This window comes from Francisella salimarina, assembly GCF_007923265.1.
Lineage (GTDB): Bacteria > Pseudomonadota > Gammaproteobacteria > Francisellales > Francisellaceae > Francisella > Francisella salimarina.
In genome coordinates, this window is the sequence record NZ_VOJA01000005.1 from 217,022 (window position 1) to 232,413 (window position 15,392).

The window sequence follows — 15,392 nt, forward strand, 5'->3', positions numbered from 1 at the left end:
ATAATTTTGAGTCAAAAATGATAAGAACAAAAAATATTTTCTTAATTGGTCCAGTTGGTGCTGGAAAATCTACTATTGGTAAGCAATTAGCAAAACAGTTAAAATTAGAGTTTATAGATTCTGATGATACAATAGAAAAAAAATGTGGCGTTGATATTAATTGGATCTTTGACCTGGAGGGTGAAGAAGGTTTTAGGCAGCGCGAGAGAGATGTTATCGCTGAAATTTTAGCGGAAAAACAAAATATAGTATTGGCTACCGGTGGTGGTGCCATCCTTGATTCTGATACTAGATCATTACTATCATCACGTGGCAAAGTTGTCTATCTTGAGGCGACTATTGAGCAACAACTTGAGAGAACTGCTAAAGATACAAAGAGACCTCTTCTGAGAGTCGATGATAAAAGACCTGTTTTAGAACAGTTAATGGCTGAGAGAGAGCCTTTGTATAGAAGTATTGCTGATGTTGTAGTTGAGACAAATGGTGCAACGGTTAAAAATATAGTTAATAAAATATCTACATTCCTAGTTGAAGAAACAATTCTGTGATTAGTAAATTATTAGTTAGTCCCACATCTAGTGCAGCTTATGATATTTTAGTAGACTCCTCACTAGATTTTTCTCATATTTTCCCGTGGATAGAAAACAAACAGATTTTGGTCGTTACAAACACTACTGTAGCTGATTTGTATCTCAGTATGTTTTTAGACTCAGTACCTAATGAGTTAAACATCAAAACATGTATACTTGAAGATGGGGAACAATATAAGTCACAACAGAGCTTGGATAAGATTTTGTCATGTTTGTTGCAGAATCAGTATACACGCAACTCTACCGTTTTAGTGGCATTAGGAGGAGGTGTTGTTGGTGATATCACGGGATTTGCAGCTGCAATATATCAGCGAGGAGTAGATTTCATTCAAATTCCGACTACACTATTGTCACAAGTGGACTCTTCTGTTGGTGGTAAGACAGCGATAAATCATTCTCTAGGCAAAAATATGATAGGAGCTTTTTATCAACCAAAGCTTGTATATACATCTGTACAGTTTTATCAAACTTTACCCCAAAGAGAATATATATCTGGTATGGCTGAAGTTGTTAAGTATGCTTTTATATCTAGAGATTTTTATATTTGGCTTGACTTAAATAGAGAAAAAATCTTAGCTAAAGATAGTTCTACTTTGATTGAGATGGTAAAAAGAAGCTGCCATATTAAATCGGAAGTCGTAGCTGAAGATGAAAAAGAAACTACAGGAGCTAGAGCTATACTTAATTTTGGACATACTTTTGGTCATGCTATTGAGAAGTGTCAAAAGTATTTGGGGCTAAAGCATGGCGAAGCTGTGGGTGTTGGGATGGCACAAGCTATAGACTTTTCATGCTATCTGAGGATAATATCAGAACAACAAGCAAAAGACTTTAAAGGGTTCATAACTAGCTTTAGAATCTCAACTGACTTTCCTAAAGATATTTGTCAAAAAGAATTTTTAAATGCTATGCTTTTAGATAAGAAAAATAGCAATAAAGAGTTAAAATTTATTCTTATAAAAGACATTGGGAATTTAGCTTTGCAAAAACAGTCTAGAAGAGACTTAGAATTATTCTTGATAAACTCTAATAGAAAATAAGTAATAGCTTTGGTAGTATATTCTTATAAGTCAATCTTAAAATATTATGTAATATGAAAGGTAAAATTTTAATAGCAGGGATATTATTATTTACACTATCTGGAATTTCTTATGCACGCTATACACTTATGGATGATAAAGGTCATGCTATAACAGTTTGTGATAATCTGGAAATTGAAAGAGATAATCAAGATAGATTCTCTAGAGCAGTTTTTTCAGGCTGTAGAAATAAAGAAGTGTTTTCATATACTGGCAACTTTAGGTATGGTGAATACTAATATAGATTTAATTTTTATTTTCTATTAGATTTTTAGTAGCTTTTTTTAGTTCTTTTCTATAGTAGTCTAGATTTTTTGAAGACTCATCTTTCAAATCTTTAATTTGTTGAGTCAAAAAAGTAATTTGACTTTCTAGACTTTCTTTCAAGTCAGATATGCGTTGTTTAGATTGTTCTTGAACAAGATCGCAATATGACCTAGCATCCTTAGCTAATCTTTCTGCAGTCTCACGACGGATACTTTCCTTTACTAATGCAGAATATAGTTTTTTGATTTTGATTTCTTCATCAGGTTCATTAAGTAGTGTTGACCACTCATCTGAAATATTGCTAAATAAATCCAGTTCGTCAATATCTTGAAGTATTTTTGTAACATTTTGACTGATAGCCATTAAATTTAAATCCTTTTAGTATTTTTTTGTTTGAATAAACTTATTTTAGATAGGTAATAAATGCTATGAATAAACCTAAAATTATAGAGCAAATAATACCGGAATGTTTAGCTAAATAAAAGAGTATTTTTTGAAATAATTCCTTTAACGATATTGGTTGTGTTAAGTGTATAGTATAAACTAGTGTAATCCTTATATTTAATAAGCTCGTCTATCATGAAAATAAAAAATGATCTTATATTCAATTCAGTTGAAAAAATAAAATACTCTGCACGTAGAGGGATGCTTGAACTTGATATAATCTTAGCGCCATATTTAAATAATTGTTATATGCAAGAAGATCTTACTGGTAAGAAACTTTTTGTTGAGTTTTTGGCTAGTGAAGATAATGATATGTTTGATTGGTTATTTAAAGGGGTAACTCCACCTGATAAATATAAAGAGCTTGTTGATAAAATTATTCAAGAGAAAAAGAAGTTTAATAAAAATATACTAAAGTAAATATAAGAGGAAACTATATGAATAACTTATTAAATCATTCAAGTGAGTATCCTATTTCAAGTGAAATAATGAATATCTCTAAATATTGGTTAGTAGAAGAAAAAGAAGCTGTAACTAAGCTTGTTGAAAAAGCTCACATGACAAGTGTCCAGAAAGCTCAAGTAAGAGAAAGAGCATATAGCCTAGTAGAAAAAGTTAGAAAAAATAGATTAAAAAAATCTGGTATCGATGCTTTTATGATTGAGTACGATTTATCGTCTGAAGAGGGCATAGTTCTAATGTGTTTAGCTGAGGCATTATTAAGAGTTCCTGATAAATATACTATTGATTTGTTAATAAAAGATAAGCTCACAAGTGCTGCTTGGAAGAATCATGTTGGTAGAGAAAAGCATCTGTTTGTCAATGCTGCTACTTGGAGCTTGATGTTAACGGGTAAAATACTAAAAAATCCTCATGGAGCATATCGAAAAGTATTTCAAAATTTATTAAAAAAATCGAGTGAACCCGTAATTCGTCAGGCTATGAAGCAAGCGATGAAAATAGTTGGTAAGCAATACGTACTTGGTGAAACTATTGAAGAAGCATTAAAAGTATCAGAGGTGAAAGTTGCTAGAGGTTATAGCTACTCCTATGATATGTTAGGTGAAGCAGCGATGACAATGGCTGATGCTGACTACTACTATGAACAATATATACATGCTATTAATGAATTAGCTAAATATGCTACAAATAAAGAAATTAAAAAGAATCCAGGTATATCCATAAAACTATCTGCTTTGCATCCACGCTATGAGGTTGCTAAACACCGAAGAGTTCATCAGGAGTTATATCCAAAACTTTTAAAGCTTACTCAATTAGCTAAACAATATAATGTTGGCATGAATATTGATGCAGAAGAAACTGAGAGGTTACAAATATCTTTGGAGCTAGTAGAGAGATTAGCTCATGAGCCATCTCTAGATGGATTTGATGGAATTGGTATAGTTGTTCAGGCTTATCAAAAAAGAGCTCCTTACGTACTAGACTACTTAGCTAATCTTGCTAAGAAAACAAATAGAAGATTTATGATTCGTCTTGTAAAAGGTGCATATTGGGATGCTGAAATAAAACATGCTCAAGAGCAAGGTTTAGATGGCTATCCGGTATTTACACGTAAATATCATACAGATGTTTCTTATCAAGCATGTGTAGAACAACTTTTTGAAAACCATCAATATATTTACCCTCAATTTGCTACGCACAATGCGCAAACTGTAGCTGTAGTTATGGAGTTAGCTAATGGTAATAAAGATTTTGAATTTCAATGTCTACACGGTATGGGAGATCCTCTATATGATAATATCGTAGGTAAAGAGAGATATGAGGAGATTCCTTGTAGAATATACGCGCCTGTTGGAGGCCATAAGCATTTACTTGCATATTTAGTTAGAAGATTATTAGAAAATGGTGCTAATAGTTCATTTGTAAATAGAATCGTTGATGAAAATTTACCTATTGAAGAGCTAATAGAGGATCCAGTTAAAAAAGCTATAGATTATGGCTGTGGTCAGCATCCTAATATACCTTATCCTAAAGATATAGTAGCTCCTAGGTTAAATTCACAAGGTTACAATACAAATGACTTTGCTGAACTTGCTAGTATGTATAAAAATATTGAGAAATATACTCATAAAAATACATACAAAGCAAAACCAATAGTCTCTAATGTTGATATTGACAAAACAACTGCTGAAGAGGTTATAAACCCTAATACTGGAAATACAATAGGGTCTGTTATTAATGCTGATGCCAAAATGGCTAAAAGAGCATTGAAAAATGCTCAGAGTGCCTTTGAAGATTGGAACAGTACTCCTGCATCCCAAAGAGCAGGAATCTTAGAGAAATTCGCAGATCTATTAGAGAAAAATACTAATGAATTTATCGCTATAGCTATGATTGAAGCGGGTAAAACTTTATCAAATGCAATTGATGAAGTTAGAGAAGCTGTAGATTTTTGTCGCTATTATGCAGCTCAAGCTCGTAAAGAATTTAATGGACCTATTGATTTACCAGCGTTATCTGATCATTTGAAACAGATTGAGTTTACAGGTAGAGGAGCTATGGTATGTATTAGTCCTTGGAATTTCCCATTAGCAATTTTTTTAGGTCAGATAACCGCTGTATTAGCTGCTGGTAATACAGTAGTTGCTAAGCCAGCTGAGCAGACTCCAATCATTGCCTATAAAGCTGTTAAATTACTATTCAAGGCAGGTCTTCCTAAAGGGGTGTTGCAGTTTACTCCTGGAGATGGAGCAACTGTTGGTAGTGCTTTGGTTCAAAGTCCTGTGTGTAAAGGTGTAATATTTACAGGTTCAACTGAGGTCGCTGGAATTATAAACCAAACGTTAGCATCAAAATCTAGTGAGATAGTACCGTTTATAGCAGAAACAGGTGGACAAAATGCTTTAATTGTTGATTCATCTTCACTTCCTGAGCAGGTTACTGCTGATGTTATACGTTCTGCTTTTGATAGTGCCGGCCAACGATGTTCAGCATTACGTATATTATGCTTACAGGAAGATATAGCAGATAATTATATCAAAATGATTGTTGGTGCTATGAAAGAACTTAAAATAGGTGATTCAAAATATATCGATACAGATGTTGGACCTGTAATAGACAAAGAAGCAGCTGATAATCTAAATGCGTATATAGAAGAGAAGAAAAAACAATTTAAACTAATATATCAATCACAGCCAAATGAAGATACTCAAGAGGGTACTTTTGTATTGCCAACAGCATTTGAAATAGAGAAACTATCTGACCTTGGTAGGGAGCAGTTTGGTCCGATTCTTCATATCCTTAGGTTTAAAGCTAATGAGCTTAATAAACTTGTAAAAGATATTAATTCTACTGGATATGGTCTGACTGCTGGTGTTCATAGTAGGATTAATGAAGTTATGAACTATGTCAAAAATAATATTAAAGCTGGTAATGTCTATGTCAATAGGAATATTGTTGGTGCTGTTGTAGGTGTTCAGCCTTTCGGCGGACAAGGTAAGTCTGGTACTGGTCCAAAAGCAGGTGGTCCTTATTATATGCATCGTTTGGCAAATGAGAAGCTATCAGGTGTTGGAGCAGTAGAAGAGATTTATAACCCTGAAAAAATTTCTAACGATGAAAAAGCCACAAATAAACTAATAAAAGATAAGTACAGTATTAGTAGTATTGTGGCTGGTGAGAAAGCCAAAAAGGATAAATATATCGATTTAAAATCGGCTGATGGCAAGAATATTGGTAAAAAACATATTGCTTCAGTAAGTACTGTAGATAAAGCTATAGAAATCGCCAATGCAGAAGCAGATATTTGGAATCATATAAATGCTGAAGACAGAGCTGTAATTATTGAGAAATTCTTAGATTTATTAGAAAAAGAACGTCATCTAGTAGCATCATGCTTGGTCACAGAGTCAAATATATCTGTAGAAGATGCTCATATTCAGATTGATAAAACTATACAGCAGGTAGCATACTACTGTTTACAGGCTAAAAAAGAATTTGCTCATCCTGAACTACTGCCTGGACCAACAGGTGAAATTGATGAACTAAGCTTGAAAGGTCGCGGTGTAGTAATTAGTATGTGTTCAAGCTGTGACATGTTAATAAGATTTGTTGGTCAATCTACAGCAGCACTATTAGCTGGTAATACTGTAGTTACAAAGCCGGCATATACAGGCAACCTTACAGCTTATAATATTGTTAAGTTAATGCTTAAAGCAGGAGTTAACCCTAAAGTTATCCATCTAATCTTATCTGATGATGAGGAGATTATTTCAGCATTACTCTTTAATAGTAAGGTAGCTTTAGTAGCTTTTTCTGGAAGTATTTCTTCTGTTAAACAGATTCATCAGGCTTTAGCGTTACGTAGAGGAGCAATTATCCCGTTTGTTGCTGAGAGTGTTGCTAAAGATGGTAAGTGTACTAGCTTGGCAATAGAAACAGCATCACCTCTATATTTGCGCAGGTTTGTTGTAGAAAAAACAGTTAGTGTTGACACTACAGCATCTGGTGGTAATGCCTCTTTAATGAGTCTAGAGGAATAAAAAATATTGTAAACTCATATTCTTGATGATAATTTAAAAGTTACGTTGTTAAATTTTTTTGTCAGTTAATGATCGAAAACTATCAAATAATCATAGCTTAAAAATATGAAAAATATTTTTTTGTCTAGTTTTAAATTAATTATAAGGAATGAATATGAGTGATAATGTATCTGTAAAAAAGATGTCGTTGTTTAGTGCCGTTTTAATCGGTACTACTTGTATGGTCGGCTCAGGTTGGCTATTTAGTGCTCAGCTTACAGCTAAAAATGCTGGTAACTGGGCGTTCTTAGCATGGATCTTAGCAGCATTAATTGTCGTGATGATTGCGCTATGTCTTGGTAAAGTTGTATCTCTGTATCCAGTAAGAGGAGCTACTACTAGATCGAGCGCGATATCTCATAATAGTATTTTTGCAATGCCATTTGCTTTTGCAAACTGGTTTGGTATTGTAGTGGTTATTTCATCAGAGGCTTTAGCAACTACACAGTATTTATCAGGTGTTAAAGCTATGGAGTGGTTGATGCACGATGGTGTTTTAACTATGTCAGGGATGATTTTTGCACTAGTTGTACTATTTATATATCTAGTAATTAATTTTTATGGTGTCAAACTACTAGCTAGAGTTAATAATGCTATAACAGTTTTTAAAATGGCGGTTCCATTTATAATTGTCATTATATTTATAGCTTATGCACTTATGCATAGTTCTGATCATGTAAGTATGTTCTCAGATGATATCCCTAATAATTCCCAGTTTGGATTTAGCTCAGCATTAACAGCTATTGTTGCAGGTGGTTTAATATATACTTTCAATGGCTTTCAAACTGTAGTTGCTTATGCTAGTGAAGTTAAGAATCCTGGTAGAAATATCCCATTAGCTATTATTCTAGCGCTACTAATAGTTTTGACTTTATATCTAGGCTTACAATATGCATTCATGCAAGCGGTACCTCATCAATATCTTTTAGAAAAAGGTGGTTGGGCTGGTTTAGATTTTGATTCACCATTATTACAGCTAGCGACATTATTAGGACTTGGATATATTTCATTTTTGCTTATAGTTGATAGTGTTGTTAGTCCATCCGCTACGGGGTATACATATTTAGGTGCATCTTCGAGAATGCTATATGCAATGTCCTCAGAAGGGCAGATGCCTAGATACTTTGCTAAGATTACTCCAGTTGTAAATATTTCGCGTAGATCTCTTCTTGCAAACTTTATATTGTCAGTTATATTTCTGTTTTTCTCAGACAACTGGACAGGTTTAATGTTGGTTGTGACAGGCTTTCATATTATTGGATATATGGCAGCACCTGTGAGTATGGGAGCTTTAGCACCACGTACTAGATTATTTGGTTTAGTAGTATTTGTAGTTTTGACATTACTACTTAATACTGTAGAGATTCAAACACAAATTAATATGAGTGCTATACTCGTAGTTCTTATAACTATATATGCAAGTCTTGAGTTTAGAAGAATTGGAATTAAGAACCTTCTGATGCTTATATTACCATTTATAATTTTTGTTTGTTTGACTACACCTATCACAAACTATTTTGCTGATGCAGTCGTTGGTATTGTCTTCTATTGGTTTGTGACTGATAAGCGTTATGTAGCATTTTGTAGATCTACAGCAAATGAGAAGAATATTATTGTTGATTAATGCTTTTTAGCTATAGTCATTAAACTTTTATCTATCTATAATACATCTCTAATATTATCAATTTATTTTGAGTAATGAAAAATGCAAAATGGATTTTAATAATCCTTTGTTTAGGTTATTTTATAGACTTTTATGATTTAACGGTGTTTAGTGTTTCTTATGTTGATTTATTAAAGCAACAATTTGGAATTTTTGATTCTACTAAAATTCAACAAACTTATTACTTGATAAATAATATTCAAATGGTTGGTATCTTAGTTGGTGCAATCCTCTTTGGCATCTTGGCTGATAAGTTTGGGCGTATTACTGTTATAAAATATAGTATTTTGCTTTATTCTTTGACTACTTTGATGTGTATATTTGTGAATAATATTTACATTTTTATATTACTAAGATTTTTAGCATACTTGGCTCTAGCGAGTGAGTTTGCTGTATCTAGTGTCTTGATAGTAGAATTCTTTCCGCCTCGATTAGCCGCTTGGGGAATGAGTCTTTTGTATATTTTAGGTGTAATGGGTGGAGTTGTTGCTACACTTTTTGGAGTTTTCTCTTATAAAGTAATGTTTATTTTCGGTGGATTTGCTGGTTTGAGTATATACGCATTTCGAAGAGTATTAGAAGAGTCACCACATTTTATAGAGTTGTATAAATCTGATAAATTTAAAAATGCGGGAAGTATTAGTTTTCTTATCAGAAATTATAATAAACCACTGATTCTTAACTTTTTAATTACGCTGCCTTATTTTTTTGTGATAACTGTAATGTTTGCATTGGTGAAATTCATCGCGAATGATGTCGATTTTGCAAGTTTAGTTAAGCTGTTTCTATTTGGATTTTTTGCAGGAAATATTATTAGTAGTATTCTTAGCGGAATATATAACCAATATTTTAAATCACCGAGTTTATTTTTTGTAATAAATATAGTTATATTTCTGGTGAGTATCTTTGCGTATAAATATGTATCTAGTGATTTTATATTTTTCTATGGAATACTTATTGGGCTTATTGGTGGTGGTTATAACATTATGTGGGCACAATATGCAGCAACTGAGTTTCCAACAGAAGTTCGTTCATTAGCTACTAATATGATATTTGCCTTAGGCAGGACTAGTAGTATTTTCTTTGGGATTATTTTTGCTTATTGGATTACTAATGAAAGCACATTTAGAATGAATGTAAATATCTTAGCTGTATTAGTAGCTATTATGGTTTTACTAATAATAATGTTTTATAAAAGAGAGAAGATATTAAATAAATAGAGATTAATATTTATGAGTAATAAGATTTTATTTGGGATTACTGGTAGTGTATCAGCTTTTAAGACTATAAATTTGATAAGACTTTTTATTAAAAGTGGTGTTGAGTGTAGAGCTATAGTCACTAAAGGAGCACAGCAGTTTATAAAGCCTGAACTTTTAGTAGCCTTAGGCTGTAATGTCTACACTGATGAATCTTTGAATATGAGTGAATATAGTCAAAGTATGGCACATATCAATTTGTCACGTTGGGCTGATAAGATATTTATAGTCCCGGCTTCAGCAAATACTATTGCAAAATTAGCTCATGGTTTAGCTGATGATTTATTAAGTCAAACAATATTAGCTAATGAGGATAATTCTAAAGTATATATAGCTCCTGCTATGAATGTAAATATGTGGCAAAATCAACTAACTCAGATTAATATCACAAAGCTTAAAAGTATAGGGTTTAATTTGGTTGCTCCAGATCAGGGTGTTCAAGCTTGTGGAGATATAGGTAGTGGCAGATTACATGAGCCTGAGGTTTTATTTGAGTTGTTGAGTGTTGCTCAAGATTTCAAAGCTAAAAAAGTAGTGATAACAGTAGGAGCAACTGTAGAAGATATCGATGGTGTTAGATATCTATCAAATTACAGCTCTGGTAAGATGGGGCTTGCTCTAGTGACAGAGTTACTTGTAAGAGGAGCAAATGTTGTAGTTTTAAAAGCAAAAACTACAATAAGTTTTGATATTAAGCATCCTAACTTAGAAATCATTGATACCAAAAGTGCTGATGCAATGAATCAAGCAATGCTCGAGAAAGTTAAAGATAGTGATATTTTTATTGGTTGTGCTGCAGTAGCTGATTATAAGATCAAAAATAAATTTACTAATAAAATTAAAAAAACTGATGAAACTTTAACTTTAGAATTTATTAAAAATCCTGATGTTTTAGCAAATTGTAAAAAATCATATCCAAATATTTTTGCTATAGGCTTTGCGGCTGAGTCTGAAAATATAGTTGAATATGCTCGATCTAAGCTTGTCAAAAAAAATCTAAATATGATAGTCGCTAATTCAACCGAAGTATTTGGTAATGATAATTCAAGTATAACAATCTTATCTGAAAATAATTTAAAAGAGTATAATAATATATCAAAGTCACAAGTTGCAAAATTGATATTAGACTATGCTAAAAGTATCTACTAAAAGAATTAAAACTACACAAAGTTTCCTAAATGTAATTTCATTAGAAAATGATAATATCCAATTAGAACTATTAGATATTGGAGCTATTGTATATGCTCTTCGAACTAGAGATAACAATGGTAAGTTTGAAAATATAGTCTTACAGTATGCAGATATAGAAAATTATTTTAATAATCCATCATATTATGGTGCTAGTATTGGTAGGGTAGCTGGGAGGATCAAAGATGGTGAATTCATCCTGAATAATAAGAAGTATAGTGTTAGTAAAAATGAGAAATCTATTAATACTCTTCATGGAGGTTTTAATAATATCTCTCATCAAAGATTTGACTATAGAGTTAATCAAAATAAAGTTAAATTTAGTCGTATTCAAAAGTCATCAGATGATGGTTTTCCAGCAGATCTAGAGATTGATATAACTTATGAGTTACAAGATAATTCATTAGTAATCCATTTTGAAGCCATAGCTAATGAAGATACATTACTAAATCTCACAAATCACAATTACTATAATTTATCTGGAGATTTTAAAGCGACTATTGAAAATCACAAATTACAAGTATCTGCAGAGAGAGTAGTCATAACCGATAAAAACAGTATACCTAAGCAAATTATAAAAGTTCCTCATGAAATGGATTTTAGTCAAGAATCAGTTATTGCAGATAAATTAGAAACTAATTTTGAATATTTTAGTGGTGGTGGGATAGATCATTGTTATATTGTTGATGGGGCTATTAAATTGACAGATGAGATCAGTGGACGAAAGCTTGTAGTAACAAGTTCTTATCCAGCTACGCAGATATATACTACTAATTTTCCTGATGGTTTGAAGTTATCAAATGGTTTAAATTCACAGAAATTTCATGCAATATGTTTTGAGCCACAGTTTATACCAGTAATTGGCAAAAACTATGATAAGTCAGATATTAAGCTCAAGAAAGGACAGCAATATAAGCAATTCATTAAGCTTGAAGTTTAGCTTAGTTTCTTATGCAATTCTAATGCCTTGTCTCGAGATTTCTTGAGGTCTACTACAGGTTTTGGATAATTATCACCCAATTTAACTCCTGCTTCTTGTAATACTAGCTCGCTTGCCTCCCATGGCTTCGCAAGTAGTTTATTGGGTAAAAGTTTGAGTTCTGGTACATACTTACGAATATATTCATAAGCTTCAAATTTTTCAGCTTGTAGTACCGGATTAAAAATTCTAAAGTAAGGAGCAGCATCTAGACCACAACCAGCAACCCATTGCCAGTTAGCATTGTTACTAGCAAAATCAGCATCAAATAAAGTATCAAAAAACCATTTTTCTCCATATTTCCAGTGGATAAGACAGTTTTTGATAAGAAAGCTAGCAACTATCATACGTACGCGATTATGCATATAGCCAGTCTGCCAAAGCTCTCTCATGCCGGCATCTACTATCGGGATACCAGTGTGCCCTGTTTGCCATTTTTTGAGAAGAATAGGATCATTATCCCATTCAAAACTATCAAACTTTTGGTTGATGTTCTTGTTATGTAATTCAGGATAGTAATATATCTGATAATAAGAGAAATCACGCCAAACTAACTCTTTGATAAAGTGCTCTTCATTGTTACCAATATAGTCTAGACTCTGCACGGCATTAAAAATTTGGTTAGGTGATATCTCACCAAAGTGTAAGTATGGTGATAATTTAGAAGTTGAGTCTGTACTCATAAAGTCTCTAGCTGTTTTATATTCTTTTACTTTACTATCTAGAAACTCCTCAAGGATTTGATGTGAGGCAACTTCGCCAATTTGCCATTGATCTATTATATTTTGCCAAGAAAGTTTTGGCTCTAATAGTTTTAAAGAGTTTAAGTCAGCTGCAGTCTCTAGCTTTTTTAGCGAATTAAAACATGGTTTGGCAATATTTGAGCGATATTTTCTAATTTTGATAAGCTCCTTGTAGAACGGAGTGTAGACCTTATAATGTGTGCCATCATCTTTTTTACATCGCCATGGTTCGATAAGTAAACTACCATTAAAACTACTTACATTTATATTTTGCTCTTGCAGAAATTGTTTAATCTGAGTATCTCTATCTATACTGTACTTGTCATAACATCTATTCCAATAAAAATCTGTGATGTTATTTTCTTTGATAAGTTTTTTTATGATTTCTAGTGGATTACCATTAAAAAAATTGAGTTTATTATCTAGAGATTTATTTAGGCTGTTCAAAGAGTGATGAAGCCAAAGTTTGCTAGCACCACCAATCTCTTGATTCTCGTCTAGTATAAATATTGTAATTGTTTCATCTGCTTGACTAGCCTGATGTAGAGCAGGGTTATCCGTAAGGCGTAAGTCTTGACGAAACCAATGTATAGCTATTTTTTTAGACATATTTCACCATCTATGATTTTGTATAACATATCGACATGCTCATCAGAGTCATTTAAACATGGAATCAGATTAAACTCTTTACCACCTTTTTCGATAAAGTTTTCTTTTTCGGTAATTGCTAGCTCTTCTAATGTTTCTAGGCAATCGGCACTAAATCCTGGGGCTATAACTACAACTTTTTTATTTTGCTTTGCAAATTCCTCTAGTTTGACAGTTGTATAAGGTTCTAACCATTTTTTAGGACCAAAACGAGATTGAAATGATAATTCAAAATCTATATTAGGATATTCATTCTGTAGGCTCTCTTTAACCAAGCGATAAGTTTTGTGACAATGGCAATAGTAGGGATCACCTTTATCAAAATATTCCTTTGGTAAGCCGTGGAAAGAAAATAAAATTATATCCGGATATGAGTCTGTAGCTTGCAGATAATTTCTAATTTGTTGACTAATAGTTTGAATATGAAACTTATTATCATAGTAAGGATTTATTGCTTTGATAGTGGGTTGCCATCTTAGCTTTGATAATACTCTATAAACCTCATCATACACAGTTGCAGTAGTAGTCGCAGAATATTGAGGATATAGTGGAAATACTATTATCTCAGTAACTCCTTGATCTTGTAAGCTTTTGATCTTACTTTCAATGCTTGGATTACCATAACGCATCGCACAATCTACTATATAGTTATCGAGTTTTTGATCTAATTTTTTTGCTAGATTCTCGGTGTATAGGAGCAAAGGCGACTTATTATGCTCTTTATTCCATACGGCTTCATAAGTATGAACATTCTTTTTTGACCGAATTGGTAGAATAATTAAATTTAAAATTAGCTTCCATAATAAAGGATTAGCTTCTATTACTCTTCGATCAGATAAAAATTCTCTGAGATATTTTTTGATCGATTTTGCATCATAGTTATCTGGTGTACCCAGATTAACTAACAAAATAGCTTTTTTATTATATTTGTTACTATATTGTTGCATAGTTACTTATGTATATATTTTTGCTAAGAATAATTGTAACAAAATATCGATAGTCTAAAGTTAAATTTTTTTCATATAAGTAACTAAAAAAGGTTATAATTAATTTTGGCCTAAAAGCCTTTTAAAGGAGATATGAAATGAAAAAGATAATTTTAATGACACTTGGTTTGATGAGTGTAGCAATCAGCTATTCTTATATGCGTCCAGCAAATCCATATACAATGTATTATGGTCCTGAAGTTGAACAAGAGAGAGCTCAAGGTGCTGCTTATGTGCCACCAGATAGACAATTCATTAATTCAAGATATGGTGAATATATCGATAATAAGCAAGTAGAATTTAGCCCAGGTGATGACGCAAATAGACTATTTTGGTCTTATAGTCAGCCATAGAGTTGGGTTATATATTCTGAGCTTAAATATAAGAAAACATTTATTAATGTATGGATATTGATTCTTGGTAGAAACTTTTTGTAGAAGATAAGCGTATGAATACAAGAAGAGCTCGAAAACTAATTAGAAAGAGAAGAAGATTAGAAAACTCTAAATTACTCGGCTTTGCTGCGTATAGAATTACAGATAAAAGTCTATGGATTGCTAATTATGACACTGTAGCAAGAGGTGTTTTTGTCGGCTTTTTTTGGATGATGATTCCTTTGCCCCTGCAAACGACTCCTGTAGTTATTTCAGCTATAATTTTGAGAGCTAATATGCCAATAGCGATTTCAACAGTATGGATTAGTAATCCTTTAACATGGGTGCCAATGTATTTGGGTAATTATATATTTGGATGCTTTTTGCTTGGAGAGCAGGTTTATATCTCAGACTGGGAAACATTTGGTTCTTATATGCTCAATCATTTACATGAGTTTTGGAAACCGTTGTTTTTAGGTAGTTTTGTCGCAGGCTTGTTAGTGGCTAGTGCTGGATATATGGCAGTGCATGTACTGAGGATTGTTAATCATTTTTTGGTTAAGAAGAACTAGGTCAAAATAAGAAAATTAAAATGAAGATTGTTGAAATAAGGTTAATTATCAGACACTAA

The 15,392-nt window shown here is 32.4% G+C and carries 14 protein-coding genes; 11 read left to right on the top strand and 3 right to left on the bottom strand.

All coding sequences use genetic code 11. The features are described 5' to 3' along the window. The first annotated feature begins 17 nt into the window (after positions 1–17). The 3 genes from aroK to FQ699_RS09255 are packed head-to-tail and all read left to right on the top strand — an operon-like array spanning position 18 to position 1,908. The gene (gene aroK / locus FQ699_RS09245) at positions 18–548 is read left to right on the top strand and encodes a shikimate kinase AroK (protein WP_013922997.1); all 531 of its coding nucleotides are present in this window, start codon (positions 18–20) and stop codon (positions 546–548) included. After that, complete coding sequence (gene aroB / locus FQ699_RS09250; RefSeq protein WP_146422069.1) at positions 545–1,630, top strand: 3-dehydroquinate synthase; 1,086 nt, start codon at positions 545–547, stop codon at positions 1,628–1,630. The genes aroK and aroB overlap by 4 nt, the downstream gene beginning before the upstream one ends. A gap of 53 nt (positions 1,631–1,683) precedes the next feature. Continuing rightward, on the top strand, positions 1,684–1,908 hold the full coding sequence (locus FQ699_RS09255) for a hypothetical protein (protein ID WP_146422070.1): 225 nt from the start codon (positions 1,684–1,686) through the stop codon (positions 1,906–1,908). Positions 1,909–1,915: 7 nt separating this feature from the next. Here the strand turns inward: FQ699_RS09255 and FQ699_RS09260 are convergent, their stop codons facing one another. Next, entirely contained in the window at positions 1,916–2,299 is a 384-nt protein-coding gene (locus tag FQ699_RS09260) for a hypothetical protein (protein WP_013923000.1), read from the bottom strand. Positions 2,300–2,515: 216 nt separating this feature from the next. On the opposite strand from FQ699_RS09260, the gene FQ699_RS09265 reads away from it, so the two are divergent. The 6 genes from FQ699_RS09265 to FQ699_RS09290 all read left to right on the top strand — a co-directional run bounded on the left by FQ699_RS09265 (position 2,516) and on the right by FQ699_RS09290 (position 11,971). Next, a complete protein-coding gene (locus FQ699_RS09265; protein WP_146422071.1) occupies positions 2,516–2,800 on the top strand; it encodes an FAD assembly factor SdhE in 285 nt (94 codons plus the stop codon). A gap of 17 nt (positions 2,801–2,817) precedes the next feature. Next, positions 2,818–6,882 carry a bifunctional proline dehydrogenase/L-glutamate gamma-semialdehyde dehydrogenase PutA gene (putA, locus tag FQ699_RS09270; protein WP_146422072.1) on the top strand — a complete coding sequence of 1,355 codons (4,065 nt, stop codon included), beginning with the start codon at positions 2,818–2,820 and terminating at the stop codon, positions 6,880–6,882. Between the two features lie 154 nt (positions 6,883–7,036). Further along, a complete protein-coding gene (locus FQ699_RS09275) occupies positions 7,037–8,545 on the top strand; it encodes an APC family permease (protein WP_146422073.1) in 1,509 nt (502 codons plus the stop codon). Between the two features lie 74 nt (positions 8,546–8,619). Further along, the gene (locus FQ699_RS09280; protein ID WP_146422074.1) at positions 8,620–9,804 is read left to right on the top strand and encodes an MFS transporter; all 1,185 of its coding nucleotides are present in this window, start codon (positions 8,620–8,622) and stop codon (positions 9,802–9,804) included. Positions 9,805–9,816: 12 nt separating this feature from the next. Then, on the top strand, positions 9,817–10,992 hold the full coding sequence (gene coaBC / locus FQ699_RS09285) for a bifunctional phosphopantothenoylcysteine decarboxylase/phosphopantothenate--cysteine ligase CoaBC (RefSeq protein ID WP_146422075.1): 1,176 nt from the start codon (positions 9,817–9,819) through the stop codon (positions 10,990–10,992). Beyond that, positions 10,973–11,971: an aldose epimerase family protein gene (locus FQ699_RS09290; protein WP_146422076.1), complete on the top strand. Its 999-nt coding sequence runs from the start codon at positions 10,973–10,975 to the stop codon at positions 11,969–11,971. The genes coaBC and FQ699_RS09290 overlap by 20 nt, the downstream gene beginning before the upstream one ends. On the opposite strand, the gene FQ699_RS09295 is transcribed toward FQ699_RS09290, so the two are convergent. Then, a complete protein-coding gene (locus tag FQ699_RS09295) occupies positions 11,968–13,362 on the bottom strand; it encodes a cryptochrome/photolyase family protein (RefSeq protein WP_146422077.1) in 1,395 nt (464 codons plus the stop codon). The genes FQ699_RS09290 and FQ699_RS09295 overlap by 4 nt on opposite strands. Further along, entirely contained in the window at positions 13,347–14,348 is a 1,002-nt protein-coding gene (gene hemH / locus FQ699_RS09300; protein ID WP_146422078.1) for a ferrochelatase, read from the bottom strand. Before hemH ends, FQ699_RS09295 begins: the two co-directional genes overlap by 16 nt. A gap of 137 nt (positions 14,349–14,485) precedes the next feature. Between hemH and FQ699_RS09305 the strand changes: the two genes are divergently transcribed. Both FQ699_RS09305 and FQ699_RS09310 read left to right on the top strand, forming a co-directional pair. Beyond that, entirely contained in the window at positions 14,486–14,740 is a 255-nt protein-coding gene (locus FQ699_RS09305) for a hypothetical protein (protein WP_013923010.1), read from the top strand. Between the two features lie 95 nt (positions 14,741–14,835). Beyond that, positions 14,836–15,333 (top strand): DUF2062 domain-containing protein, encoded by a 498-nt coding sequence (locus FQ699_RS09310; protein WP_146422079.1) that lies wholly within the window; start codon positions 14,836–14,838, stop codon positions 15,331–15,333. Positions 15,334–15,392: the final 59 nt, after the last annotated feature.

Bases quoted from the DNA above. Each gene is read 5' to 3' on its own strand.
- FQ699_RS09295 (WP_146422077.1), bottom strand. From the start codon at position 13,362: ATGTCTAAAAAAATAGCTATACATTGGTTTCGTCAAGACTTACGCCTT.
- putA (WP_146422072.1), top strand. From the start codon at position 2,818: ATGAATAACTTATTAAATCATTCAAGTGAGTATCCTATTTCAAGTGAA.
- FQ699_RS09255 (WP_146422070.1), top strand. From the start codon at position 1,684: ATGAAAGGTAAAATTTTAATAGCAGGGATATTATTATTTACACTATCT.
- FQ699_RS09275 (WP_146422073.1), top strand. From the start codon at position 7,037: ATGAGTGATAATGTATCTGTAAAAAAGATGTCGTTGTTTAGTGCCGTT.
- FQ699_RS09265 (WP_146422071.1), top strand. From the start codon at position 2,516: ATGAAAATAAAAAATGATCTTATATTCAATTCAGTTGAAAAAATAAAA.
- aroK (WP_013922997.1), top strand. From the start codon at position 18: ATGATAAGAACAAAAAATATTTTCTTAATTGGTCCAGTTGGTGCTGGA.
- hemH (WP_146422078.1), bottom strand. From the start codon at position 14,348: ATGCAACAATATAGTAACAAATATAATAAAAAAGCTATTTTGTTAGTT.
- FQ699_RS09310 (WP_146422079.1), top strand. From the start codon at position 14,836: ATGAATACAAGAAGAGCTCGAAAACTAATTAGAAAGAGAAGAAGATTA.
- FQ699_RS09290 (WP_146422076.1), top strand. From the start codon at position 10,973: ATGCTAAAAGTATCTACTAAAAGAATTAAAACTACACAAAGTTTCCTA.
- coaBC (WP_146422075.1), top strand. From the start codon at position 9,817: ATGAGTAATAAGATTTTATTTGGGATTACTGGTAGTGTATCAGCTTTT.
- FQ699_RS09280 (WP_146422074.1), top strand. From the start codon at position 8,620: ATGAAAAATGCAAAATGGATTTTAATAATCCTTTGTTTAGGTTATTTT.
- FQ699_RS09260 (WP_013923000.1), bottom strand. From the start codon at position 2,299: ATGGCTATCAGTCAAAATGTTACAAAAATACTTCAAGATATTGACGAA.
- FQ699_RS09305 (WP_013923010.1), top strand. From the start codon at position 14,486: ATGAAAAAGATAATTTTAATGACACTTGGTTTGATGAGTGTAGCAATC.